Annotated in this window: 20 protein-coding genes; 1 reads left to right on the top strand and 19 read right to left on the bottom strand. The window is 39.7% G+C overall.

The window, feature by feature from the left end; all coding sequences use genetic code 11:
* Position 1: 1 nt before the first annotated feature.
* The 12 genes from AC6CIB_RS18155 to AC6CIB_RS18100 all read right to left on the bottom strand — a co-directional run bounded on the left by AC6CIB_RS18155 (position 2) and on the right by AC6CIB_RS18100 (position 8,871).
* Positions 2 to 256, bottom strand: coding sequence for a gas vesicle protein GvpG (locus AC6CIB_RS18155; protein ID WP_498283032.1), 255 nt, complete (start codon positions 254 to 256; stop codon positions 2 to 4).
* Complete coding sequence (locus tag AC6CIB_RS18150) at positions 256 to 1,020, bottom strand: GvpL/GvpF family gas vesicle protein (RefSeq protein ID WP_498283030.1); 765 nt, start codon at positions 1,018 to 1,020, stop codon at positions 256 to 258. Before AC6CIB_RS18150 ends, AC6CIB_RS18155 begins: the two co-directional genes overlap by 1 nt.
* A 14-nt stretch (positions 1,021 to 1,034) precedes the next feature.
* The gene (gene gvpN / locus AC6CIB_RS18145; protein ID WP_498283028.1) at positions 1,035 to 1,958 is read right to left on the bottom strand and encodes a gas vesicle protein GvpN; all 924 of its coding nucleotides are present in this window, start codon (positions 1,956 to 1,958) and stop codon (positions 1,035 to 1,037) included.
* Between the two features lie 28 nt (positions 1,959 to 1,986).
* Complete coding sequence (gene gvpO / locus AC6CIB_RS18140) at positions 1,987 to 2,253, bottom strand: gas vesicle protein GvpO (protein WP_034764910.1); 267 nt, start codon at positions 2,251 to 2,253, stop codon at positions 1,987 to 1,989.
* An 85-nt stretch (positions 2,254 to 2,338) separates the two neighbouring features.
* Entirely contained in the window at positions 2,339 to 2,599 is a 261-nt protein-coding gene (gene gvpJ / locus AC6CIB_RS18135) for a gas vesicle protein GvpJ (protein ID WP_034764908.1), read from the bottom strand.
* A gap of 21 nt (positions 2,600 to 2,620) precedes the next feature.
* Entirely contained in the window at positions 2,621 to 3,094 is a 474-nt protein-coding gene (gene gvpQ, locus AC6CIB_RS18130; protein WP_498283026.1) for a gas vesicle protein GvpQ, read from the bottom strand.
* Between the two features lie 36 nt (positions 3,095 to 3,130).
* Entirely contained in the window at positions 3,131 to 3,622 is a 492-nt protein-coding gene (gvpT, locus tag AC6CIB_RS18125; protein ID WP_498283024.1) for a GvpT/GvpP family gas vesicle accessory protein, read from the bottom strand.
* 50 nt (positions 3,623 to 3,672) lie between these two features.
* On the bottom strand, positions 3,673 to 3,933 hold the full coding sequence (gene gvpA, locus AC6CIB_RS18120; RefSeq protein WP_060674023.1) for a gas vesicle structural protein GvpA: 261 nt from the start codon (positions 3,931 to 3,933) through the stop codon (positions 3,673 to 3,675).
* An 862-nt stretch (positions 3,934 to 4,795) separates the two neighbouring features.
* Positions 4,796 to 5,392 carry a hypothetical protein gene (locus AC6CIB_RS18115; protein ID WP_498283022.1) on the bottom strand — a complete coding sequence of 199 codons (597 nt, stop codon included), beginning with the start codon at positions 5,390 to 5,392 and terminating at the stop codon, positions 4,796 to 4,798.
* Between the two features lie 9 nt (positions 5,393 to 5,401).
* Entirely contained in the window at positions 5,402 to 6,580 is a 1,179-nt protein-coding gene (locus tag AC6CIB_RS18110) for an Alp7A family actin-like protein (RefSeq protein ID WP_498283020.1), read from the bottom strand.
* A gap of 467 nt (positions 6,581 to 7,047) precedes the next feature.
* A complete protein-coding gene (locus AC6CIB_RS18105; RefSeq protein ID WP_498283018.1) occupies positions 7,048 to 7,749 on the bottom strand; it encodes a GNAT family N-acetyltransferase in 702 nt (233 codons plus the stop codon).
* A gap of 12 nt (positions 7,750 to 7,761) precedes the next feature.
* A complete protein-coding gene (locus AC6CIB_RS18100; protein WP_498283016.1) occupies positions 7,762 to 8,871 on the bottom strand; it encodes a mandelate racemase/muconate lactonizing enzyme family protein in 1,110 nt (369 codons plus the stop codon).
* A 92-nt stretch (positions 8,872 to 8,963) separates the two neighbouring features.
* Here AC6CIB_RS18100 and AC6CIB_RS18095 point away from each other — a divergent pair, with 92 nt between their 5' ends.
* Positions 8,964 to 10,229, top strand: coding sequence for a transcriptional regulator (locus tag AC6CIB_RS18095; RefSeq protein WP_498283014.1), 1,266 nt, complete (start codon positions 8,964 to 8,966; stop codon positions 10,227 to 10,229).
* A 5-nt stretch (positions 10,230 to 10,234) separates the two neighbouring features.
* On the opposite strand, the gene nhaC is transcribed toward AC6CIB_RS18095, so the two are convergent.
* The 7 genes from nhaC to AC6CIB_RS18060 all read right to left on the bottom strand — a co-directional run bounded on the left by nhaC (position 10,235) and on the right by AC6CIB_RS18060 (position 22,064).
* A complete protein-coding gene (gene nhaC / locus AC6CIB_RS18090; protein ID WP_498283012.1) occupies positions 10,235 to 11,656 on the bottom strand; it encodes a Na+/H+ antiporter NhaC in 1,422 nt (473 codons plus the stop codon).
* Positions 11,657 to 12,178: 522 nt separating this feature from the next.
* Entirely contained in the window at positions 12,179 to 12,661 is a 483-nt protein-coding gene (essA, locus tag AC6CIB_RS18085) for a type VII secretion protein EssA (protein ID WP_498283010.1), read from the bottom strand.
* Complete coding sequence (gene esaA, locus AC6CIB_RS18080; RefSeq protein ID WP_498283008.1) at positions 12,651 to 15,647, bottom strand: type VII secretion protein EsaA; 2,997 nt, start codon at positions 15,645 to 15,647, stop codon at positions 12,651 to 12,653. The genes essA and esaA overlap by 11 nt, the downstream gene beginning before the upstream one ends.
* A complete protein-coding gene (gene essC / locus AC6CIB_RS18075; protein WP_498283006.1) occupies positions 15,644 to 20,110 on the bottom strand; it encodes a type VII secretion protein EssC in 4,467 nt (1,488 codons plus the stop codon). The genes esaA and essC overlap by 4 nt, the downstream gene beginning before the upstream one ends.
* 27 nt (positions 20,111 to 20,137) lie before the next feature.
* Positions 20,138 to 21,439 carry a type VII secretion protein EssB gene (essB, locus tag AC6CIB_RS18070; RefSeq protein ID WP_498283004.1) on the bottom strand — a complete coding sequence of 434 codons (1,302 nt, stop codon included), beginning with the start codon at positions 21,437 to 21,439 and terminating at the stop codon, positions 20,138 to 20,140.
* Positions 21,440 to 21,453: 14 nt separating this feature from the next.
* The gene (gene yukD / locus AC6CIB_RS18065) at positions 21,454 to 21,693 is read right to left on the bottom strand and encodes an ESX secretion system protein YukD (RefSeq protein ID WP_498283002.1); all 240 of its coding nucleotides are present in this window, start codon (positions 21,691 to 21,693) and stop codon (positions 21,454 to 21,456) included.
* Positions 21,694 to 21,770: 77 nt separating this feature from the next.
* Entirely contained in the window at positions 21,771 to 22,064 is a 294-nt protein-coding gene (locus tag AC6CIB_RS18060) for a WXG100 family type VII secretion target (RefSeq protein ID WP_173107938.1), read from the bottom strand.
* Between the last annotated feature and the right edge of the window lie 332 nt (positions 22,065 to 22,396).

The following is a 22,396-nucleotide window of genomic DNA, read 5'->3' as shown; positions in this document are numbered from 1 at the left end:
CTTATTTCTTTTTCGTTAATTCTTCCCATTGCTCCATTTCCATCTGTTTCGCAATTTCATATCTTGTCAGCAGGTCATCTTCTTTTTCCTGGAATGCTTCTTCAGGAATTTCACCTAATTCATACATCATTTGAAGCTGAATCAATTTTTGTTGAATGGTAGGAAGGTCGTATAATTCTTTGTCTGCTTCTTCTTTGATCTTCTCTCCGACTTTAATGACTAAATTAATTGGTGCACTCACCAATTTATGAATCATCAGCCTTCCTCAACCTTTAAGCGTATGTTGACAAAATTATAAGCCGGCCAAGGACCGCTGTAGTTAAATTCGACCTTATCCTTCCATTTTTCATGAGCTTCATTGACCTTTTGATCGAATAATTCTTCCTGGTCCCGATCAATTAAGAAAGAAGCGTTGAGAAGCATTTTCTCACTTGAAGGGTCATTTGCCTTTGCTGATACGGCTGTTTCCTCAAGGGGGGCATAGACTTCTTGCTTCACCTCATTTTGTAGGGAAGCAAATAGCTTCTGAGCCATTCCCCCAAGCTGAATACGGTCATAATACCCGGCAGATTCAGATTTCCCTTTAACGGCAGATGCCATTTTTTCTACCTGCGGGTTTTCTTTGACCATCGCTTCAAGCCATTCCTTTTTACCGATAACCTTTAAGCCTAGCTCGATTTTTCCTTTAATTGCCGGGAAAAGGGTCTCGAACTGAGGATAAAGATTTTCAAGCAGGGCTTGCACATCGTCTCTTGATTTAAATACATTCCCGAAGCTGATTGGGATAACTGTATCCTCTTGATCCATCACCCGGGATACGGCACCTTGGTGCATGAGCAAATTTTGCTTCTTAGGATGATAGATTTTCATCGGTACTTCTGCTGCTACCATAGCGGCGTCCTTATAATTGATCGTGAACGTCTCGCGTTCCTCGCCCTCAATTTCAATCGAGCCAAAATGATCGTCTTCTTCTGTTTGAATGGCACAAAATATATAAATTCCCATTTCTTCCTTACTCATCATGAAACTCTCCTTTATTCCTCAGATATCTTCATACGTTGGCATGCATCTATAATTAATTGTTCTGCTTTTTCTTGTGAGTTTTCTCCGTCGATACATCGACTTACACTGTGTGCTACTATATCAATACATAGACGTTGAAAGTCTGAATCCTTACCGTCTATGGGGATGTCTGATTCAATGGCGAGCCTCGCGATCATTAAGGAAGCACGCAAGCTCGGTCCGTTCATTTCGTTGGTACATTGATCACGTAATGTAGAGACAAGTGTTGTAATCGCTCTTGCTTCACTCTTAACCAAGTTTGCTTTTTCCGATACAATCATTGCCTCTTGTTCTGCTCCCTTGTAATCTACGCTAATGGTAATTAACCGATCCAGGAGAGCATCCTGTGTTTGATAAACCCCTGCATATTCTTCAGGATTACTAGTAAATATAATTGCAAATTCCGGGTGTACGCGAATAAAAGGTTCAGTTAGCTTCGATCCATATAAAGGAATGATTCCTTCTTCTAAAATGGATAGAAAGATATTATTCGTTGTCGGCTGTGATCTTGTAAATTCATCATATACAAGGGTATACCCATTCTTTACTGCTTCAAGTAAACGTCCGTCTCTCCATGTCTCGGTGACACTTTCATCCTTTTTGTAAACAGATCGAACATATTGATCGACAACTTTTTTACTTGTATAACCTGTAAAATCACCGATTAAGTCTTTGTTATTTAGTTCATGATTTCCGTGCATGAGCATCACCGGTCTTTTTCTCTTCTTCGCCAATGCAAGTGCAAGAGACGTTTTTCCGGCTCCGGAAGGACCTGTAAAATGTACAGGATATCCAGCTTTAAGGTATTGCAATGAGCGCGAAAGCAATTCTTTCGTTTCATCGTCTTGTATTAATGCCCTGCTATCCTTTTTGATCCGTTTAGTTAAGACCGTCACTTACAATTCCCTCCCACTCGCTCATCCACTACATTTCCTGTCCGATGGCACTTCTGTAACGGATATCCCGTCGTTTAAATGATGTGACTTCCTTTTCTTTATTGAGAAGAACATCATATGTTCCTAGCATTTCGTCTTTAGCATATTTCTTCATATATTCTTTTTCTTCAATTACCTCGACTTGAAGCTTCCAGCCTTCATCTTCTGTCAGTTCTACTGACGTAATTTTGTGAACTGGAGCTACATGTTCATTGAAGAAGTCCGTCACACTATTCATGATTTCTTTGATTACCATAGTAACCTCCTACTGTAGATGAAAGGGGAGGGTGCCCATAATGGCCCCCTTCAAACGCCTTCTCATTCTTTTGCTGCCACTCCAATTAAATGCTGAACTGGGAGCTTCTTTCATTTTGCTGAGTAGCAAGACCGTTTTCTTCGACATCATCTCGTAGTAGGCCCACTGCTTCTGCATAACGCAACCATGTATCTACGCTGGCAATGACGACCCTTGCTTCAACCGTTAAAATTTCAATACCAACGACAGATACTCTTGCAAATGCATCAATGACAATACCTTTGTCAAGTATACGGTCAATTACTTCTGCTAAACTTGAACTATTATTACTCTTTTGAATAGCCAATTGTTATTCTCCTTCCGGCGTTTAAGAACAGATAGTCTTAATGTCTTTTGAAGATTTTATGTTTTCCGAACTTTTAATTTCAGTAGAACTCTTGATGTTAAAGGAGCTCTTGATGTCACTTGCTCCTTTAATATTTCCCACGCCTTTAATTTTTGTTTGTTTATCATTCGATGAAGAGATTTTCTTTTGAAATTCTTCTCCTGCTTCCTTTGCATTTCCTAACTTTTCTCGAACGGAAAGCAGGACATCCTGTACTTTTCCCTTTGCTTCTTCAGCTTTGGCATGAACATTATCCGCATTTTTCTCTTTCGCCTTCTCTAACTTCTCAGATGCTTCGTTAACTTTTGATTGAATACCGCCTTCAACACTGTTCACAAATGTTTCTTTGGCTTTCTCTTTTATCGTATCTTTCACTTTCTCTTTCACGGGCTCTGGAGCGTGATCGTATGCTTTTTTAGCCATCTTGCCAACTGCTTTTTTCACCGGCTTACTCATGTAATGCCCCCTTTAGGGATACGAAAAGCTAAATCGTTATTTCTTGGATTCCACCAGGCTGTTAAGCATTTCTTCGATTCGTTCTAAACGTTCATTCAAATTCTTGTTTTCTTCTTTGATTTCTTCTAATTCTTCTGATTGATTGGAAGAATCCTCGCTGCTTCCTGCCTTAGCATCAGTGTTTTCCGATGCCTCTTCTTTTTTCTTCTTTGGAGCCAGCAAGCCACCTTCCAGCTTGCTCATATATCCGGTAGCAGATTGTCTTAAGGTAATAATGGCTTGCTCTGTCAGGAATTCCTGTGCTGATCTTCGCAGTTCTTTACTTGCGGCTTTCATCACTTCAGATTTCCCTAAACTGTCTACTACTTTCTTACCTGTACCTGGATTTGAAAGTAACCCGATTCCGGCTCCGACTACTCCACCGATAATCGCATAATTCATGGATTGTCTGTTTTCAGCTGTTTGCTCTTCGGTTTCTTCAGTGCTTTTCGTATCATCTACTTGTTGACTGCTTTTTGATTCCGTCATATCCATCCTCTTTTCTACTAAAATAGTAAAACTATATTTTATTTACTTGTTTAAATGCTAAACGCTGTTCCTCTTTCATTTTCCTGCTTTGCCAAACCTTCTTCTTGAACTTCGTCTCTTAAGAGCCCAACTGCCTCTGCATATCGTAACCAAGTATCTACACTTGCAATGACCACTCGCGCTTCTATTGTAAGAATTTCTATTCCCACTAAGGAAACTCTGGCAAATGCATCAATGACTATTCCTTTATCCAGGATTCTATCAATTACTTCTGCGAGACTTGAGCTATCGTTACTTTTTTGAATACTCATCGAATCTCTCCTCTTAATTGGTGTATCCAATGACTAGGTGCAAGATTTATATTCGGTTTAATCGGTGTTTACCTCGATTTCCACCTATACTAAACTTGCATATGGTAATTATTTGAAGTAAACTGCCATTTTTTATACACATTTTAATGTGTTTTTTTCACTTTGTAACATTTCTCTCTTACAGTTGAGTGGCTTTTAAGGTTTTTTGCAGAAAAAATAATTCAAATAATACAATTTCATTACAGTTTCTAAAGGAGAAATCGAGTTGAATTTAAGGAGGAAGTGTGATTTTTTTCGTATGAATTGTGATGTTATTCATATTAGTGAGTAGTAGTTGATTTCCGCTGCAGGATACTCGCTTTCCGCGGGGCGGGCGGTGAGCCTCCTCGGCGCAAGTGCCTGTGGGGTCTCACCTGTTCCGCTTCTCCCGCAGGAGTCGAGCACCTTCCACTCCAATCAACTTTCTCAACATGATTTTATTTATTAGAACCTAAATAAAACCCCACCTTAAAAGATAGCGTTGGATCATTTCCGCTTAAGTACGGGAAGGCGGCAAAAATAAATATTTTAGAAAAATGCTATTTTCCATTGGATTGTTCTTTGTTATTATTAAGCTCTGTCACGAACTTTCATATTGACGGTTAGGGGAACTGCTTAGACTTCTGCGGAAGTACGGGCGTGCTGAGAACCCGTTCGGTTAAGCTGAGGAGGCTCGGCGGAACGGTTCCCCTCACCATCTAGCACACAACTGATTGACAGAGCCCCTGGCAGACCTTATCTTATGTTGCTGCAAAACCAACCTTTGTTTAAAGAGCCTACATATAAAAAAGAACCTGAAGCAAAGTGCTTCAGGTTCTTACTATTATTTATTCATTTGGGAAAGAAAATCGCCTAAAAGATCTTCCATCGTTTCTTCTTTAGGCTCTTCTTCAACGGTTTCCTGGGGCTTCATGGCACTTTCCCAGTCAAAGTTGTCCAATTCTTCGTCAGTCGAGTAAGAACGCTCATCTATTGCATCTTCTTCCGGGGCATCATCCATCACTTGATCAAGGGACCACTCTCTTGATGAATCGTGACTTGCTGCAGATTCTTCCTGAAGATAGAGTGCTTCATTGATATCCAACGAATTGCTGCTTAAGGAAGCTAGAAGAGAGGCAGTACGAACCGGGTTTGAGAGCAGTTGGTATACGATACTCCCCAACAGTGCTTCTGAGTGTTCATGCTTCAACCAGTCACGCTGGGATTTATCCAATCCCTTCGGAAGGGGGATCGTAATGGCTTCTCTCTGTTTGGAAATCGTATCATTTACTCCATTTAATACAAGCTCTGCAATTTTACTGGAGAAATTACGTTTTTCTGTTTCCTTAAGCTTTTGTAAATGCTTTAATACATGATCAGGTGTATCAGAAGGAATTCGAAACGTAATCGGTTGTCCCCTCGACATCCCTTTTCCATTCATACCATCACCCTATTTGGTTTTCGCTAATTTTTGTTCTTCTTTCTGGGTATGTTGTTTTTGGGTCTTTCTTGAAAAGTCAGCAATCAGCTTGTAATAAGCATTGGCCATCATCCAAATGCTTTCCTTCTCATCTTCAAAGAAGTCGATATTGTACCCATCAAGATTATTATTAAGCGTCTTGATATACTCTTTCAGGACGCTTGATCCTCCACCAATGAAGTAGCAAATTTCCGTTTGAGAATTCTTTTGCCACATATTGCGAAGGTGACGATATTGCTTCTTAGCAAGTTCAAGCATAATGCGGTCAACGATGTCGTGTACGCTTGTACGACTTCCTTTAACCATAATATGATTGCGATCATTTTTCTTTGTGATGATTTCGACCACATCACGGCGGCTGTCAAGCTCAATACCGTGTCTTGAGCGTATCTCTTCACGGATTAATTCAAGAGATTCAGAAACCCCGAGGTTAAATCCTTGGGCTTTATCATCGTCTACTTTTCGATCTTTAATCACAGCGATATCCGTTGATAACCCGCCGATATCTTGAATTAAGATACGTTTATCAATGAGATCTTTATTGATGATATTTAAGTTATTATCCATCACAAGGTTGATGAATGCCGCAAATCCTTCAGGATAAACCTTTACTTCATCAAATTTAATATTTACTTTGATGCCTTGATAGCGGGGAGTGACCAGGAACTCAACTTGGTGTACTGAACCTAACAGTCTAGAACGGTACCCGACATCTTTTCCTTCCTTTACTTCGCGAAGTGGAAGTCCTGTACCCAATGTGTAATTTGCTTCTATTACATTGTTATTCTTCTTAAAATTAGAATCATTGCGTGCTGCATCAAGAGCAATGGAAGCAAACAGCATGATCAGTGTTTGATCTTCTTCTGATTTACTACTGCCTGGATCCAGTTCAGTCGAGTTGTTACTCTTCGTAGCCAGATTACCTACACGATAAATCGCATTATTATCTTTAAGAGTAGGGGAGTGGACACGGATATGTATGCCGTCCAGTGGGTCCTGTGTATCCAGCTCCTCAATTCCGATAATAGGACGATCTTCAATATCCCTTGCGATGACGTTCGGAATATTTACCTCACCATCCATCTTTCCAAAAATACCTTTAAGAGAATCATTACCAACGTCAATGGCTGCAATGCGTGAACTCGTCATTAAAATCATCCTTTCATTCATGAGTAAGAATTTGTCAAAAAATTTCAACTCTTACTCTCAGAGTATACAATTTCACGTCTGCGGTCAATCCTACTTTTCTATCGAATATTTACAAGGGTATCGAGATCAAGATGTATACAAATTGTTTCGTTGTATACGTATTTCGTACACATGCTTATATACCAATATGTGTACTTATTTGTATACTTGTACACATTTTTGTATACAATTGTGTACTTATTTGTACACTTGTATACATTTTTGTTTACAACCATATTTTAGTAGAGAATTTGCAACTATCAACCCACTACTCTAGTAATCTATTACATTATTTAAACGGTTTTAAAATTGGAATCAGAAACATTTAATAATGGGATTCCTAAAAATTCAAATGAACATAAGAAAAGAACAGCCCCTTAATATGAGACTGCTCCTATGAATACATAATTTCTACATTTGATAAAGGTTCATTGAAATTTAACGAACTCAATATGATACTTTTCTTGAAGGATCTTCATACCAATACCACGCCAACCTGTGGTCAGAAGTGATTGTTGAGTGGGAAAATCGTCCATTGAAGTGCTCAACCGTTTCTGGTCGGTTTGTGCAGATGATTTATTTACTTCTTTAACAAATATATAGCGTATTTGATCGCCATATTTATTTTTCAAAGCTGCTATCTCCATGCCTTGAGCAAATTTATCTTTCAAACTTGGGATATTAAAAGGAGCTACTGTACAGCTTATATAATTAATATCACCGGGAAGGTTGTTAAGTTCCTCCATAATGATTGTGCCTAACACTTGCTGCAATCGATTTCCCCGATATAAAGGATGCACAATAGAGATTTCCTGGTAGATTACTTGATTTAACTCATCTACATTTAATCCTATATCCAATCCCAAATGTTCATCATCGATTTCGGGTTTAAGAAGCGCTCTGAAAGCAATGAGCTCCTGCTCCAGAAAAGCACCAATCATCACGCCATTTCCCTTAAGAATATACTCATATTCTCCTCGCGAGAGGGGTTGTAAACGTGTTTTATCCTCTAAATCAGCGACTACTATATCTTGCAATGAAAGAATTTCTTCAATGTGGAGCATAGATAATGTATGAACAGAATACAATCTGTTCTCCTTGATTAACTTTCCTTCGTGAAGTGAGTGCACACACTGTCCTCCTTATCCAATCGAGTCTTGGAACACTGTCAGTTCTTTCAGCACCAATTTATTTATATCAATCCCTAATCCAGGCTTATCAGAAAGACGAATAAAAGGAACATCATAGAAAAGATTTCCCACATCTTTTGAAAATTTCAATGGTCCCGTCAGCTCTACACTTGTTATGACCCTTTTTGAAAATGCCACATGGAAGCCTGCAGCAGAGCCAATAGAGGATTCTACCATGGAGCCTACCTGACACTCCATTCCAGCCATTTCAGCCTGATGAACAAGCTTTACAGCAGGAAAGATCCCACCACATTTCATTAATTTGATATTCACCTTATCAGCTGCCTTTTTTTGAATGATTTCTCTCATTTCCCTTGTTCCTTTAAGGCCTTCATCAATCATTAAAGGCAAAGACGTCTTGGATTTTACAGTCACCATTCCGTCAATATCATCAGCGAGAACCGGCTGTTCTATCCAATCCAATTCTATGTCATTCAACGAACGGAGAGCCTTTAACGTTTGCGAACTGTTTTTCCATCCCTGATTTACATCAACGCGAATAGCAATATGATTCCCTACCCTTTCCCGAACCTTTTGAATGCGCTCGACATCTGCTTTTACTTCCGTACCTACTTTCATTTTAAAAGAAAGATATCCTTTATCCGCCATGATGGCCGCTTCATCTGCCATCGCTTCAGGCTCTGCTATGCTTAATACATGTGTAAGGGGGAATTCTTCATGATAACGGCCCCCAATGAATTGATAAACAGGCTGAGTGAGCTTTTTCCCTATAATATCAAAGCAAGCAATGTCAATGGCTGCTTTTGCACTTGGAACCCCATAAATGGATCCATTCATGATTTCATGAAGTTTCTCTATATTCATTGGATTCTGTTCTAACACTGCAGGCCCTAAAGTGCTCTTTAGAACTTGGTATGTACTCTCCCAGGACTCTCCTGTAACATGCTCATCTGCGACTGCTTCTCCATACCCAGTGATCCCCTCGTCGGTTTCAATCTCTACGATGATGGAAGGCATATCATGATAAGTATGGTAGCTCACCACAAAAGGAATATGAAGGGGCAGACGAATAGCATACAAGTTTAATCCGGTTATTTTCATAGATATACAACTCCTTTTCATTTACACTACTATTTATCAATGGGTATAATGTCGTTATATAGTCGTTAATTAAATCGAAAGTAGGAGGAAGCATGGAAAAGATTAAAATAGCTGTGATCGGGTCTCAAGACTTTATCCAGGGTTTACACTCCTTAGAACACCTCATGACTGACATCGAATTAGAACCCTACATTTATCAAGATCCATATCAATCCAGAGAACTGATCCAACACTTAAAACCTTGTGATGCCATATTTTTCTCAGGTGCCTTACCTTATTTTTATTCAAAAAATATATGCGATCAATTATCTGTTCCTTCCTTATTCCTGGAACAGAATGAAATGGCCATCGCCTCTTCACTATTATCTATTACCTATCATCAAAAAATTCCGATAGACCGCATATCGATTGATTTGATGGAGACCAAATTCATCAAACATGTATCGATGGATATAGGAATTTCTATTCCTGATGCTCATGTTTTGGAATATAAAGAACAGCTTCCTTATCATCTGGAACTAACCTCCATTGTTCAATACCACTACTCACTTCACCAATTGGGAAACACTGATATGGCCTTAACAAGCATCCACGCCGTATATGATCGCCTGAAAGAACTTGGAGTTCCTACAGAAAGAATGGTAGATCCCACCAGGTCTTTGTTAGACGGCTTTTACCAGGTAAAATCATTAGCCCTACTAAACAAAAGAAAAGCTTCTACGATTTCAGCTATCTATCTATCCCATGATCAATCACATCAGGACTCTAAACAATGGTTACAATCATTTACCCATGATATTCAAGGTTCCGGACAACAAATTGATCAACATACATACTTACTACATAGCACTGTTGGACATATAGAGTCACTAGTCTCTCATAACTATTTCGAGGATTTGATTTCCAGATGGAATGGTCAAATGAAAATTGGATTTGGCTATGGAACAACGGCAATAGAAGCAGAACAAAACGCTAGAATTGCCCTGCGTTTTGCTCAGAATGACCCTTTCGGGAAATGTGGATATATATTAACAGATGATAAAAACCTTCTTGGTCCTTATCCGAAAGAGACTAAATTACAGCGTCTCAAGAATAATGATCCAAAACTCTTTGATATTGCCAAGGAAATTAAAATAAGTCCGGGAAATCTGTCTAAATTGATTGAATTTAGAAGGAAGCGTTCTTCCTCGCAGTTTACTGCAGCTGAATTAACTGACTATCTTCAAATTACCCGTCGCTCAACTGAACGCATAATCAAAAAACTGGTAGATCACGGTTCGATCAGGGTAGTAGGGGAAGAGATGACCTATCAACAAGGTCGTCCCCGTTCCATTTACGAACTACATCTCCCCTTTTAGAATAATTAAGAGTTTAAGGTCATTTCATCTTCATCTTTAGAGTTCACTAATTCGGGTTTCGAAAGTTTTGTAATGGTAAAACCGGTTAACGCGTAGGCAATCGATAGTAAAGGCACTACAAAATTCAACACGGCATAAGGAGCATATTCAAAAGCATGAACGCCTAACGTACCAAATATAAATACTCCACAAGTATTCCATGGTATAAAGACAGAGGTTAAGGTTCCCCCATCTTCAAGTGCCCTTGATAAATTCTTAGAGTGTAAACCCTTTTCCTCATACGCTTTAGCATACATTCTTGAAGGTACAACAATAGAAATATACTGTTCTGAACAGGTGGCATTTGTTGCAAAACAAGAAACAACGGTTGACGCCACCAATCCTTTTGCTGTTTTGGCTACCTTTAACACCTGGTTCACAATGGATTTCAGCATTCCTGTATGCTCCAATATCCCTCCAAATGTCATCGCTACAATGGTCATGGAAACCGTATACATCATTGAATCCAGTCCACCCCGGTTAAAAAGATCATCCACCATCGCATTACCTGAATCAATGACGAAGCCGCTTTGCAAGGCAGCAAACGCATCAGAAAATGATCCACTTTGGATGAATACCTGCGATAAAAGTCCAAGTAGAATCCCCACTACCAGAGCTGGAATGGCAGGTACCTTTTTAGCTACTAAAATAATGACGATTAATGGAATCAACAACAAAAACGGTGAAATCACAAAACTATCCTGAAGCACATTGACTGTTTGTTCAATGTCGTTGGTATCAATCTTATTTGAACCGAAGTTTCTTCCTAGAATGGCATAAACGATTAAAGCAATGAGTAATCCCGGCACTGTTGTAAAGAGCATATGACGAATATGTACAAACAAATTTGTATTCGTTAATCCAGAAGCGAGGTTCGTGGTATCAGAAAGCGGTGACATCTTGTCCCCAAAATAGGCGCCGGAAATGATCGCCCCGGCAATCATAGGCGCTGGAATTCCCATACTTATACCGATTCCCATACCAGCGACTCCAATTGTCCCCATCGTTGACCATGAACTGCCAATCGCCAACGCAACAACAGCGCATATAATCGTAATCGAAACTAAGAAGAGGGATGGTGTGATGATTTTCAAGCCATAATAAATCATCGTAGCGACGATCCCTCCACCGATCCAAGCACCGATAGTCAGTCCAACAAGCATGATGATGACTACAGCTGGCAGGGCAAGACGTATCCCTTTATACATAGAATCTTCAATTTCATTCCACGTATAACCTGCCCGCCAGGCCACAATGGCTGCTACCGTTGTTCCAATAATCAATGGAATATGCGGACCCTGCTCAAGAACGACAATCGTGACGAACATCACCACGATCATGACAGTGAGCGGGATAATGGCCATCCAAAACGGCATTTCTTTTTTCATATTTGTTCCCCCTATACCCCTATTATTTTTTGACAGTTCTAAATAGTCGTTAAATAGACGCTATTAAAATAATGATATACGGAGAAACAAAGCGAGTCAATTTAATTTTTGTTACCGCTTACAACGTGAATGCACTTCGACTCTTTTAATGAATACAGTCGTTTTACTTGAAGTAGAAATCAAAAAAGAAAACCCCGACACACCTTTATGCAGAGGTTTTCTTACATTTCATATGAATAGAAAGGATATTATTGTGCTGTATAGCCACCTGACGCATAAGTTTACTGGAGTTATATTATTGCTGTAGAAACTTTTCGCTAGATTGCTTTATTTGGGCTTCTTTACCTGTCCAACCACCCTTACCCTTAGCCCTGCGTGTTTCGACGTAACGAGTGGCCTCCTGAGCGTTCTCGAGTTGATATATTTTGGTAATCACCTTATTAATACTCCCCATGAAGTTTAACAATGCTTAAACTTATAGTAGAAGAGGGTCCCGATTCAGACGGACCCTCTTCTTGTTCTTCACCTCAACCTTTGCATACCTTGAGTCGTTCTATTCCAAATGACAATGACAACAATGAGAAGTAACACACAAATACCTACAAATACAGCAATCAAAAGAGAGAGGGAAGAAGAAGATGTACTTCCTTCTTCGAGACTCCCTAGCCTTGCTGATTCGGATTGACTAAACAGTTTCAGGTTTTCGGCTTTCGCTTTTATCGTATTTGTATCTTTTTCTTCACTTTGAAATATCTTTTCTTTCAATTCGTTTATTCCGTTACTAGAATTCCCATCAAATGTCAGGTTTTTCTGTTCATCAGGAATTTGGATCTTTTGATTTGTTGAAGATTGATCATGGATGAGGTCACTATTCTTTTTGAATTTATTTTCCTGATAGTCGTTAGGCATTAATTCATTTATGTCGGTAGTGGCCAGTATAGGCGGGGAAAACATCATGATCATGCTGACAACCAGAGCCAGCTGAACAAGTACTTTACCCCTCATACGCTTCCGTTCCCTCATCTTTGATTCGATTAGAACGTTTATCCAATAAAACCTGTGCAACAGTTAATGCAATAACGACTAACCCTAATACAATAACCGCTTGATTGAATAATGAGTCTGCCCCATATTGAATCGACATATAAACGGTGGACATTGGATCCTTGAAATTAAAATTAGGCGTAGTTAATGCGAGTAATGGTGTCACAAACAGGGCGATGATTCCCACCGAAACAAACCATCCTAACAAGCGATGTGTAACAAAAGCAACTCGAATTAGTCCTGAACCCGCTATTAAAAGGAGAATGGTAAAGATCGTCCACTCAACTGAACGGGATTCCACCAATGGATAGATGTCCAATCCATACAGACTGATGACAAATCCAACAATTAGATTCAGTAGAAGGAAAATCACTCCTTGAATCCAGAGAGGAGCATTTTGGAAGTAATAACTTGTGTATCCAATAAGCAAGCTGGATAACAGGATAATAAACAAAATAACGACCGGTGGAAGTACACTTGCTTTCTTTTCTTCCGGAACATCTCCCTTTACATTAAGAGGGTTCGTCAAGAAATCATACACATATCCATTGGATTGTCCGTCAACGAACGCATTCCCCAGTACACTAAACACATCATCACGAATTAATTGAGTGGAAGCTACATTCGTTGCCCACTTATTATTCAGTGTATCCGCATCACTTTGAACATTCGATACATTCGATTGAAGCTCGTTGGTATAGGATACGATTGTATCTTGGTTTTCACTCACAGTATCCAGGAAGGAATGGATAGACTTGATTTCACTTCCAATTTGCTTCTGGTTTCCTACTAAATCAGGGCCTGCTGCCCCTGAGGCCGGTGTTGGCGCCGTTTGCTCCGGCTGTTGTATTCGATTTAATACGTTTGTGGCTTCTTGATTAATCGCATTCAGGCTCTCTGTAAGCTGTGATTGCTGGTCATCAAGGGTTTGATTGTATTCTGCCGCAAAGACGGTAAAGGAGTCTTGAAGTGTGTTGAGAGCATCCTCAGTATTCGGCAACCCTGTATTTAATTGTTCCCACTCCGCTTGTTCAGTCTGCCTCACTTTCAAAATCTCATTTACCTCATTTTTCAGATCTTCATCCTGAAGAACGGCCGCTTTCACTCCATTCTCCGTTAACATACCGTTAAGAGTCGCTTCATACCGATCTAGGTAAGAGTAATATTGTAGAAGATCCATAAGCTTATAGTTATTAATTCCGCGAGAAAAATAGCCATATAAGGTGTTTCTTCTATTTTCAGATAAAGCGGCTGAGTTCAGGATGGAACTTTCTTTCTCCTCGATTTCGGCAACGATATTCGAAATATTGTCAGAGAACATTTCCAATTGGTTTATCAGAGCTTCATTCGTCTCAGTCAATGTTGTTATCTGATCTTTAAGTTCTTGATTTTCGGTTGTAAGAGTTTCAACCTGCTTGGACAATTCGTCGATTTTATCAATTAATGTCTGATTATCTTCAAGAAGTCTTGATACTTCTCCCAACAGTCTATCCACTTCAGCCTGAAGAGGGTTTTCTGAGCTATTATTTTTTCCTTGCAGCTGCGTTCGAACCTGCAGGATGCGATCATTGATTGTTTGAATATTGGTCACAGCTGCCGTTATAGCTTCAGGTGTTGGTTCTGTTAAATTAGTCAGTGTTTCTTTCAACGCACCGATTTCTGTTGAAATGGCTGTCAGTTCATTTATTTCCGGGTCTAAATTCGGTGGTGCAGGAGAAGGATCGCTTGGTTCCCCTGGATCGGGCTGACCTTCCTGGGAGGAAATGACTACCTGTTGAGGGCCAGGCTCCTCTCCGTCTTTTGGCGGCTCAGGAATCTCAGGAGGAGCAGGTGGATTGAAGATCACCCCATCTCCTTCAGCCAACTTATTGTTAAGTTCAAAAATATTTCCTTGCAGGTTATTTAACGTCGTAGTGTCCTGTAATTGCTGATAGAAATTCAATACTCTCTCCTGAAAGGAATAGAAGTCTTTTACTTGTCTCCCCACTTCTTCAAATCTGCGCTGCTGTAAGTCAGTAAATACCTCTTGATTTGTCTCCATATTGCTATTTAACTGAGTCAAACCTGCCGTTAAGACTTCACTTTGTTCCGAGAATAGTGATTTGGATTTTATGTAGCGCGGCTGCTGGTTTTCAGTTGATTCATTGATCATCTGTACGGATTGAGCTTGAATATCGGCGAGTAATTGCTTTTGATTATCCTGATATTCTCTATATTGATTGACATATTCGACAAAACTGGAAAGGCTTTGTTCAAAGGATTCCAGCGTGTTTTGCTGCTGCGGAGTCCGGCTATCTGCCTGCTGAATCGAGTTTTGCAGATTAGATAGCATCGACGTTTGTTGGTGAATTTGGCCAGCCAGATCTTTTGAGCTAGGTTTATAGAATGATAACATCGTTTCCTGGAAAGCCTGCTCTTTTTGTAAAATTTCATCGAATTCAGCACGGATATTTTCCATGTCTGCTGATACGTAATTCCAATAAAGAGAGGACATCTTATGATTGACCCTTTTTGTGGCCTTTTCAATTTCCAAAAGGACCTTTTCCTTGTTTACAGCATTTAGTTGCGTTTGGACCTTATAATTTAGATTTGTTTTTTCCGGTCTTTCTTCATCATACGTCATGACTTTATCAGAGAAGTCGGAAGGAATATAGACAACAGCATCATATTTAGAACTCTGAAGACCGTTTTCTCCTGCACTTCTGCCTACAACCGTCCACTCAAATGTCGATTGATCTTCAAGTATCGACGTCACGTCACCCCCAAATGCCAAAGGCTCTCCATCCACTTCTGTTCCTGCGTCTTCATTTACAATGGCAATGGCCTGAGTAGCGTTTTCCTTCACTTTCAGAGGACTTTCACCAACTGAACGGAAGAATAGAAGAGGAGTGGCAAGAATCATCATGACCGCTAATAAAAGTTTAAATAGACTTACTTTCTCTGTCATGCGTGTACTTTCCTTTCCGTTACCATAAGTGGTATTTGAATTTTTGTTTCTTTACCGTTTTCTACATAATAACCAAACCCTGGTTGGATTTCTGGTTCCCTTCGATCATAGCTGAGCGTGAACAACGTTTGTTCAGATTTCTTCATTAACACTAGAGCTTGTCGAATCTGCTTCAGTTCAACTGTTAAAGCATCATAACCCTTAGTTAGTTCACTGTTGTTTCCGGAAACAATCACGCAGAAGCCTAAATGGCTATAATTTTTCATGCATTTAACGATTCTGTCTTGAAACATTGCATCCAGATTCTGTAGAAACCTTGCATATCCATCGACAATAAGCATAACAGGAGAGAATGATGGAAGGGGACTCCCCTTTTGAATAGATAGATTATATTGCTCTTCTCGTATACTAAATATTTCTTCTACCCGGTTAAGCCACATTGCGATATGGTCTTTGTTCTCCATGTAAACCACTTTTTCTTCCTTCATCAAATTCGATAATCCCCTGTCAATGGAATCAAATATCGCTATATGTTCACTATCCTGCAATAACGCTGTATTGGCTAAAACCTTCAGGACGTTCGTTTTTCCTTTTTGAGCTTGTCCCAATACCAGGCAATGCTTCGTCTTCTTGAAGTTTACATACACGGGCTTAACTAATTCTTCGTCTAAGCCGACCGGTAGCAGTCCTTCTTTCCTGCCTGAATCTGTATACTGGGTAAAGTTGACCATCGTCAACTCTGTCGGGAGCATAGGCACCTGATCTGGTGACATTGATCCCTTATACTTTTCTTTCAATAACTGAATTTCTTCTTTTAAAAGGTTCATCTGCTCATAATCGTCCTTCCCTTCTGTTGGAAGGAATACTTGAGAAAAGAAAGCTGTATCTTTCTTAACAATCGCTCTACCTGGAATGGCTTCCGGGGTAAAAGGCAATCTTCCAAGCATCGTGTATGCCTCTGAGCTATCCATCAAATAGTGGACGATTTTTGTTTTAAGGTTATTCATTAAAGATTGTCGGACAGTATTAACGCGGGTGGCTGTAAAGTACATGTACACTCCCAATGACTGTCCATCCCTTGCAAATTGATTAATTTGCGTTTCAAGTTCTTGCATCTCTTCTTTAACCAGATCAAAATTGTCGATGGTTACAAATAAGAGAGGAAGTTTTTCATCACTGATCGTGTTATACATCTTTATTGAACTTACTTCTTTCTTTTGGAAAAGCTGTTTTCTGCGAGCTAATTCATCATCTAAAATACCAATGAATTTCTCGATCTTTCTTTCTTCATCGAGGAGGAAATAGTCTGCAGTATGTGGCAGATGCTTTAAAGGCAGTAAGCCACCGTTTCCAAAGTCGAGTAGATAATAATGAACTTCCTCGGGTGTGTACTGAGTGGCCATCCCCATCAATAAGGTAATCAGCGTTTGGGTTTTCCCATATCCTGAAGAACCAAAGACGCCGATATTCCCGTCCTCAATCACCTCATAATGGTACGGGGTCTGGCTCTGTTTCTCAGGTTCATCAATCATAGAAAGTAAGATCTTATTCTCCTCTCTCTGGGCAAATGATGTACGGTAGATGCGATTTGAAAGAGGAGGGAGCCATGGACTGGAAAGCTTCTTCACATTCATTTGTTCCTGTAACGCTTCAATACGATCGACGACCGCGTCAATTTCACTGATCAATTCCTTCTGATTGCTTGGATTAGTCGATACTTCCGATAAAGGAATCAACCCTAAATCCGTGACAATCGCCACTTCATCCTCTGATTCAAAAGATTCCTCCTGATAAGGGGCTCCACTCCAGGCTGATTGAAACAGGTCATATACCTCGTTATTTCCCACCTGTAAATATCCTCTTCCTGTTACTGTCAACGAGGCTGCATCCCCATTTTTAAGGATTTCACGACTGTCCTCCGTATTCTGAACTTTCAGAGCAACACGGAAACGGGCATTACTCCATATCTGATTATCAATGACTCCTCCAGGCTTCTGAGTTGCCAGGATAAGATGAACTCCCAGGCTACGACCGATACGGGCTGCACTTACAAGTTCTTTAATGAATTCGGGCTCTTCACTCTTAAGTTCAGCAAACTCATCTGATATTAAGAATAAATGAGGAAGAGGCTCTTCCGTTTTGCCTTGCTTGTAAAGGCGGGTGTAGTCGTTGATATGATTCACTTCGTAACGATCGAATAAGCGCTGTCTGCGCTTCAACTCACTCTTAATGGAAGCCAGGGCTCTCGTACTGAAGTTCTTACTTCCTTCAATATTCGTTATCGTTCCTAATAAATGTGGGATACTTTTAAATGGCTGAGCCATTCCTCCACCCTTGTAGTCAATTAATAAGAAGGCTACTTCGTGAGGATGGAAATGAACCGCTAAAGAAAGAATGTACGTTTGTAGAAATTCACTCTTCCCCGAACCGGTTGTTCCTGCCAGTAAACCATGGGGTCCATGAGCCTTTTCATGCAAATTCAGCTCGACAATATCTTCCTTTCCTTTCAAACCAACAGGAACAGCTAAAGATTTAGCTGATTCTCTGGATAGCCAGTTCTCTTGAATGGGAAGCTGATCAACATCCCTCACTCGAAGCATGTCCAGAAAGGAAACACTTGAAGGGATGGAGTTTGTCATGCCGATTTGATGATTAAGCGTCTTCAAGGTTCTTGCATACTGCTCATTGCCTTCATGCTTGTATTCATCCATTTCGAATGGAATCTTAACCGCCTTTTTATTCTGAATCAGAATGTCCCCTTGCTTGTCATTGATATAACGTACGAGGGTGTGGATATTATCAGATAAGCTCTCTTTCGCTTCTGCAGCGAAAATAACGGACATTCCCAGGTGAGAATACTCACCTTCGAGGTATTGCAGAATCACATGGTCGGAAATGAGCTGATGGTTTGTAATGATAAAAACGTAATGTGGTGAAAAACGAACTTTATCTGAGTCCTCTTCAATATCTCTTTCCCGCAGGACCTCGTAAATGGAAGAAAGGATTTGATCCCTGGTTTTCTCGTTATAAATGAATCCTTTAGCAAATGACTGAGGTAATTGAAAGTGCGGTAACCACTTCATCCACTCCCAGTCTTCATACTCTTCCTCATGAAAAATATAGACGAATCGCACATCATGGTAACTATGAAAGAAAGCCAATTGCCCGATTAGCTGGTGAATCTCGTTTTTATAGACGGACTCTTTACCGATTAAACCAATGGCTCCTTTATGTAGGTCAGCCGTTACAGGTAATGGATCAATCTCACGATAGACCATTTCTAACTTCTGGGACTCCTCTAATAATTCATCCATTTCACGGTTTGACATATCAGAGGAATTCACTGAAATACTGTAGCTTGCAGGTACTTTCCCACTTCCTAATCTAAACTGAAGGAAGTCCGGACTTTCAAGAGTCCTTTCCCAAAGACGATCGGAAAGTTGCTCTGTAAGATACTTCATTCTTTCATAAGCAGGAAAGTGAAATTGCAGAACATCTGCCTGTTTTTCGGCAAGCTCATGAAGTTCTTTTCTCTTGCTCTCTAAATAATGAGTATAGATACGCTTCCTTCGTTCTTTGGATTTCTTTCTATTGCTCTTATCTTTAAAGAATTGAACGGTGGATGTTACTAAAGTGGTGGTAAACATCACCATTGAGATAATAATGAAAATTCCACGTGGAATCACGAGCGCTACAATGGCCATGACGATTAACATCATCAATGGGGGAAGAATAATCAACCATAAACTTCGATTTGTATCACTCGATTCCTGACTCGGAAATGACAATTGAACCTTTTCATCAGGAAGGTCATAGATCATTCGTGGCGTTCGGCGATAATTAGGGTATTTCTTGTGCATTTCTGATGTAGGACGTAGAGATTCAATTAATTCAGTTTGATAGTCATCGATACTATGTATCTCGATTAAATCATCTTCTAATAGGGTAATAGTGAAGAAAGGAGAAAATAAAATGTCTCCAACCTTAAGCTTATGTTTCCCAGTGACCAAGTGTCCGTTTAGATAAAGCGAAGACGCCTCACCAGTATCCATTACCCAGTCATCATCGCCATTTTTATACCAATGACAAGATTGAATGAGATCCTTTTTCTTATAATAAATAGTTGCATCCGTTTGTTCAGTCGATATACTGATTTCTTCTTTATGACCGACATAATAAATTTGAGAGTTTGTTGGAAAAGGCGTGACCATTATGTGTAATTCCTTATCACCTGCAAGCAAGGATTCTTTGCGGCCTGGTTTAAAAACCCTTACTTCTTCCCCGTCTTGATAAAGCCTGAAAGCATCGCCTGAGTGCTCTACTAGAATGGACTTAGCAGACAAGGGCAACGACAAAAACGTGATTGTATCTTCTAATCGTGGACCTAATGTAATTTTTTTATTTTCATCCTCAATCATAATCGACTGATAGTAGTGATCGTGAAAAATCCACAGGGCATACATATGCTCACCCCCCAGTTAGTTTGTTAGTCAGGATTCTTTCTTATCATCAGCTTCAGCTGGAGGCGTGGAATTCTCTCCATCAGTAGCCGCCGGTTTTTGTTCAGGTGTCTTTTTCTCTTCAGTCTGTTGCGGTTCTTCCGTTGTTTGTGCCGGTTGTGATGGCTGTTCATTTTCCAATGCTTTCATTTCTTCCTCATATTCAGCTATTTCACTTTCAATCTCATCTAATTCCTGCTGTCTTTCCTCGCTATCAAGATCCCCGTCTGCCTTGACTTGCTCGCGGTACTTAAGAAGTCCAAACAGAATTAAATCCCGATCCTCTAAGAACCTTGCTGTTTCCAACGCTTCCTTAGCCTTTCCTCTTCCAATATTAATCCAGTACTCATAATAAAGAGGGTCCGATTGAAGAGAGACGGTGTTACGTACATTCTCTTTTTGGTCTTCAGTTAATGATTCGTTAATAATATAGGAGAGTGCGAGTTGATATTGAGTGACCTTCGGGATTTCATCGATCTCATAAGGCTGAAGTTCGGTTACCACATCACTATACTTATTTAGGAGGAAACTCTCTTGGGCGGCTACAACTCTTTCTTGCTTTGGAAACATAAAGAAAAGAGAATAAATAGAATAAATAAGTGCTGGTATCAAGAGTAATGACACTCCCAGCAGTACATACCGATTTAGTTTCCACTTTTTCTTACTAACAGTCATGAGGAGGGAATCAGACTTTTTGGCTTCTTTTATAAAGCGGTTTAACACTTCTCCGACACCGTCAATGTTTTCGGCTTCTAAGATATCTTTAGTCATTGGCGACAATTTTAACGTCTCACTGAACTTAATGTAATCATCAAATGTATGTTGCCGATCCACAATAGCTGCTACCGTGGCTTTTGTCTCCTTTAACAATAGATTCGCATCTTTTTCATATGGGGGTAGGCTCTCCTTTACACCATAATGGATAAAGTGTGGAGTCAGTCCTTGATCAAACACAATATTGTCTGGACTAATAATGAGATGCAGGCGTGACAAGGTATGATTTCGTACGTTTTGTACCAGTTGATAGGCAGACATCAACCGTTCCTTCTCATTCGCCTTTAATTGGGGATAAAAAGAGAAGGAGTCAGGTATGGTAATCACGATGCATAATTCATCATTTTCCATCGTGATTTCTTTTTGTATGGCCGGATTAATATTCTTCAGAAAGTGAATTTCCGCTATTTCATCCAACTTAATCTTTTCTTTTTGAAAGATCAATGTCATCTTATTATCTTTTCTATGTACAGCGGCTTCCAGCTTGTCTTGTAGGTATGATCCACTTATTTGTGACATTCTATTGGTCTCCTTTATAAAATTTCAATTCGATCTCCAGAATGAATTCCTGCATCAATCAACCGTATGTTACCAGGAATCACTTCTCTTTTATTCACAATCCGAATCCAATAGCCTTCCCTAGGCTCAGCTGTAAGCTTCTGAGACTGCCATACAAGATCAATCAGTTTTTTTACAGTATGATAGTTTGATAACCTAAGATCAAAGCTCTTCTCGTCATATCGCTCTAAATCAATGGTGATGTCAATATACATGTCCGCGTTCACCTCATAAGGAAGGAGCGCCACATAATGATAAGCGCTCCTTCATGTTTAAATTGATGGGGATAAACTTATCCACGAATTTGATTGGCAATTTGGGCATCTGCATCTTCAAGAGACTTAGCAGTGCTAGTCAATTGCATTGAGATGTCTTCAAGTAGCTGCTGCATTTGTAGGAATGAAGGACGAAGTGTTTGATATTGCTCTGCAAACGCACGGCTTGATTCCCCTTCCCACATACCTTCCAATTCTGAAATCATATTATCCAGTCGTGAAATTTGTTCTCCAACCTGGCTGCTTTCACCGGTGTAACGGTTAGACATACTAATCAATTCAGCTGGGGTAACACGTATAATTCCTGACATGTAATTCCTCTCCCTTAAATGAAATTGTTGGTGGTAATCATCTATATCAAATCAGAGTACCCAAATAAGAAACATAAACCTACTAAACTATGTAACCCGTTTTCTTGCATCAAAATCCTTTTTATTACAATTGTTTCCACACTTCCAATATCATACTATTATAAACATACATATAAACACAATTTTTACAGGAAAAAGGAAACTTTATAACTAGAAGAATAAATACTTTCAGGTCATTTGATACAAAAATCACTTTATACAACCAGGATAATAGTGCCAAAACAAAGACTTAAGTCTCCCCAATAAAACGTTAATAGGTGATTACCTATTGT

The sequence above is a fragment of the Rossellomorea sp. GQ25 genome (assembly GCF_059758515.1).
The sequence above is the reverse complement of the archived record's forward strand: the minus strand, read 5'-3'. Positions and strand labels throughout refer to the sequence as shown.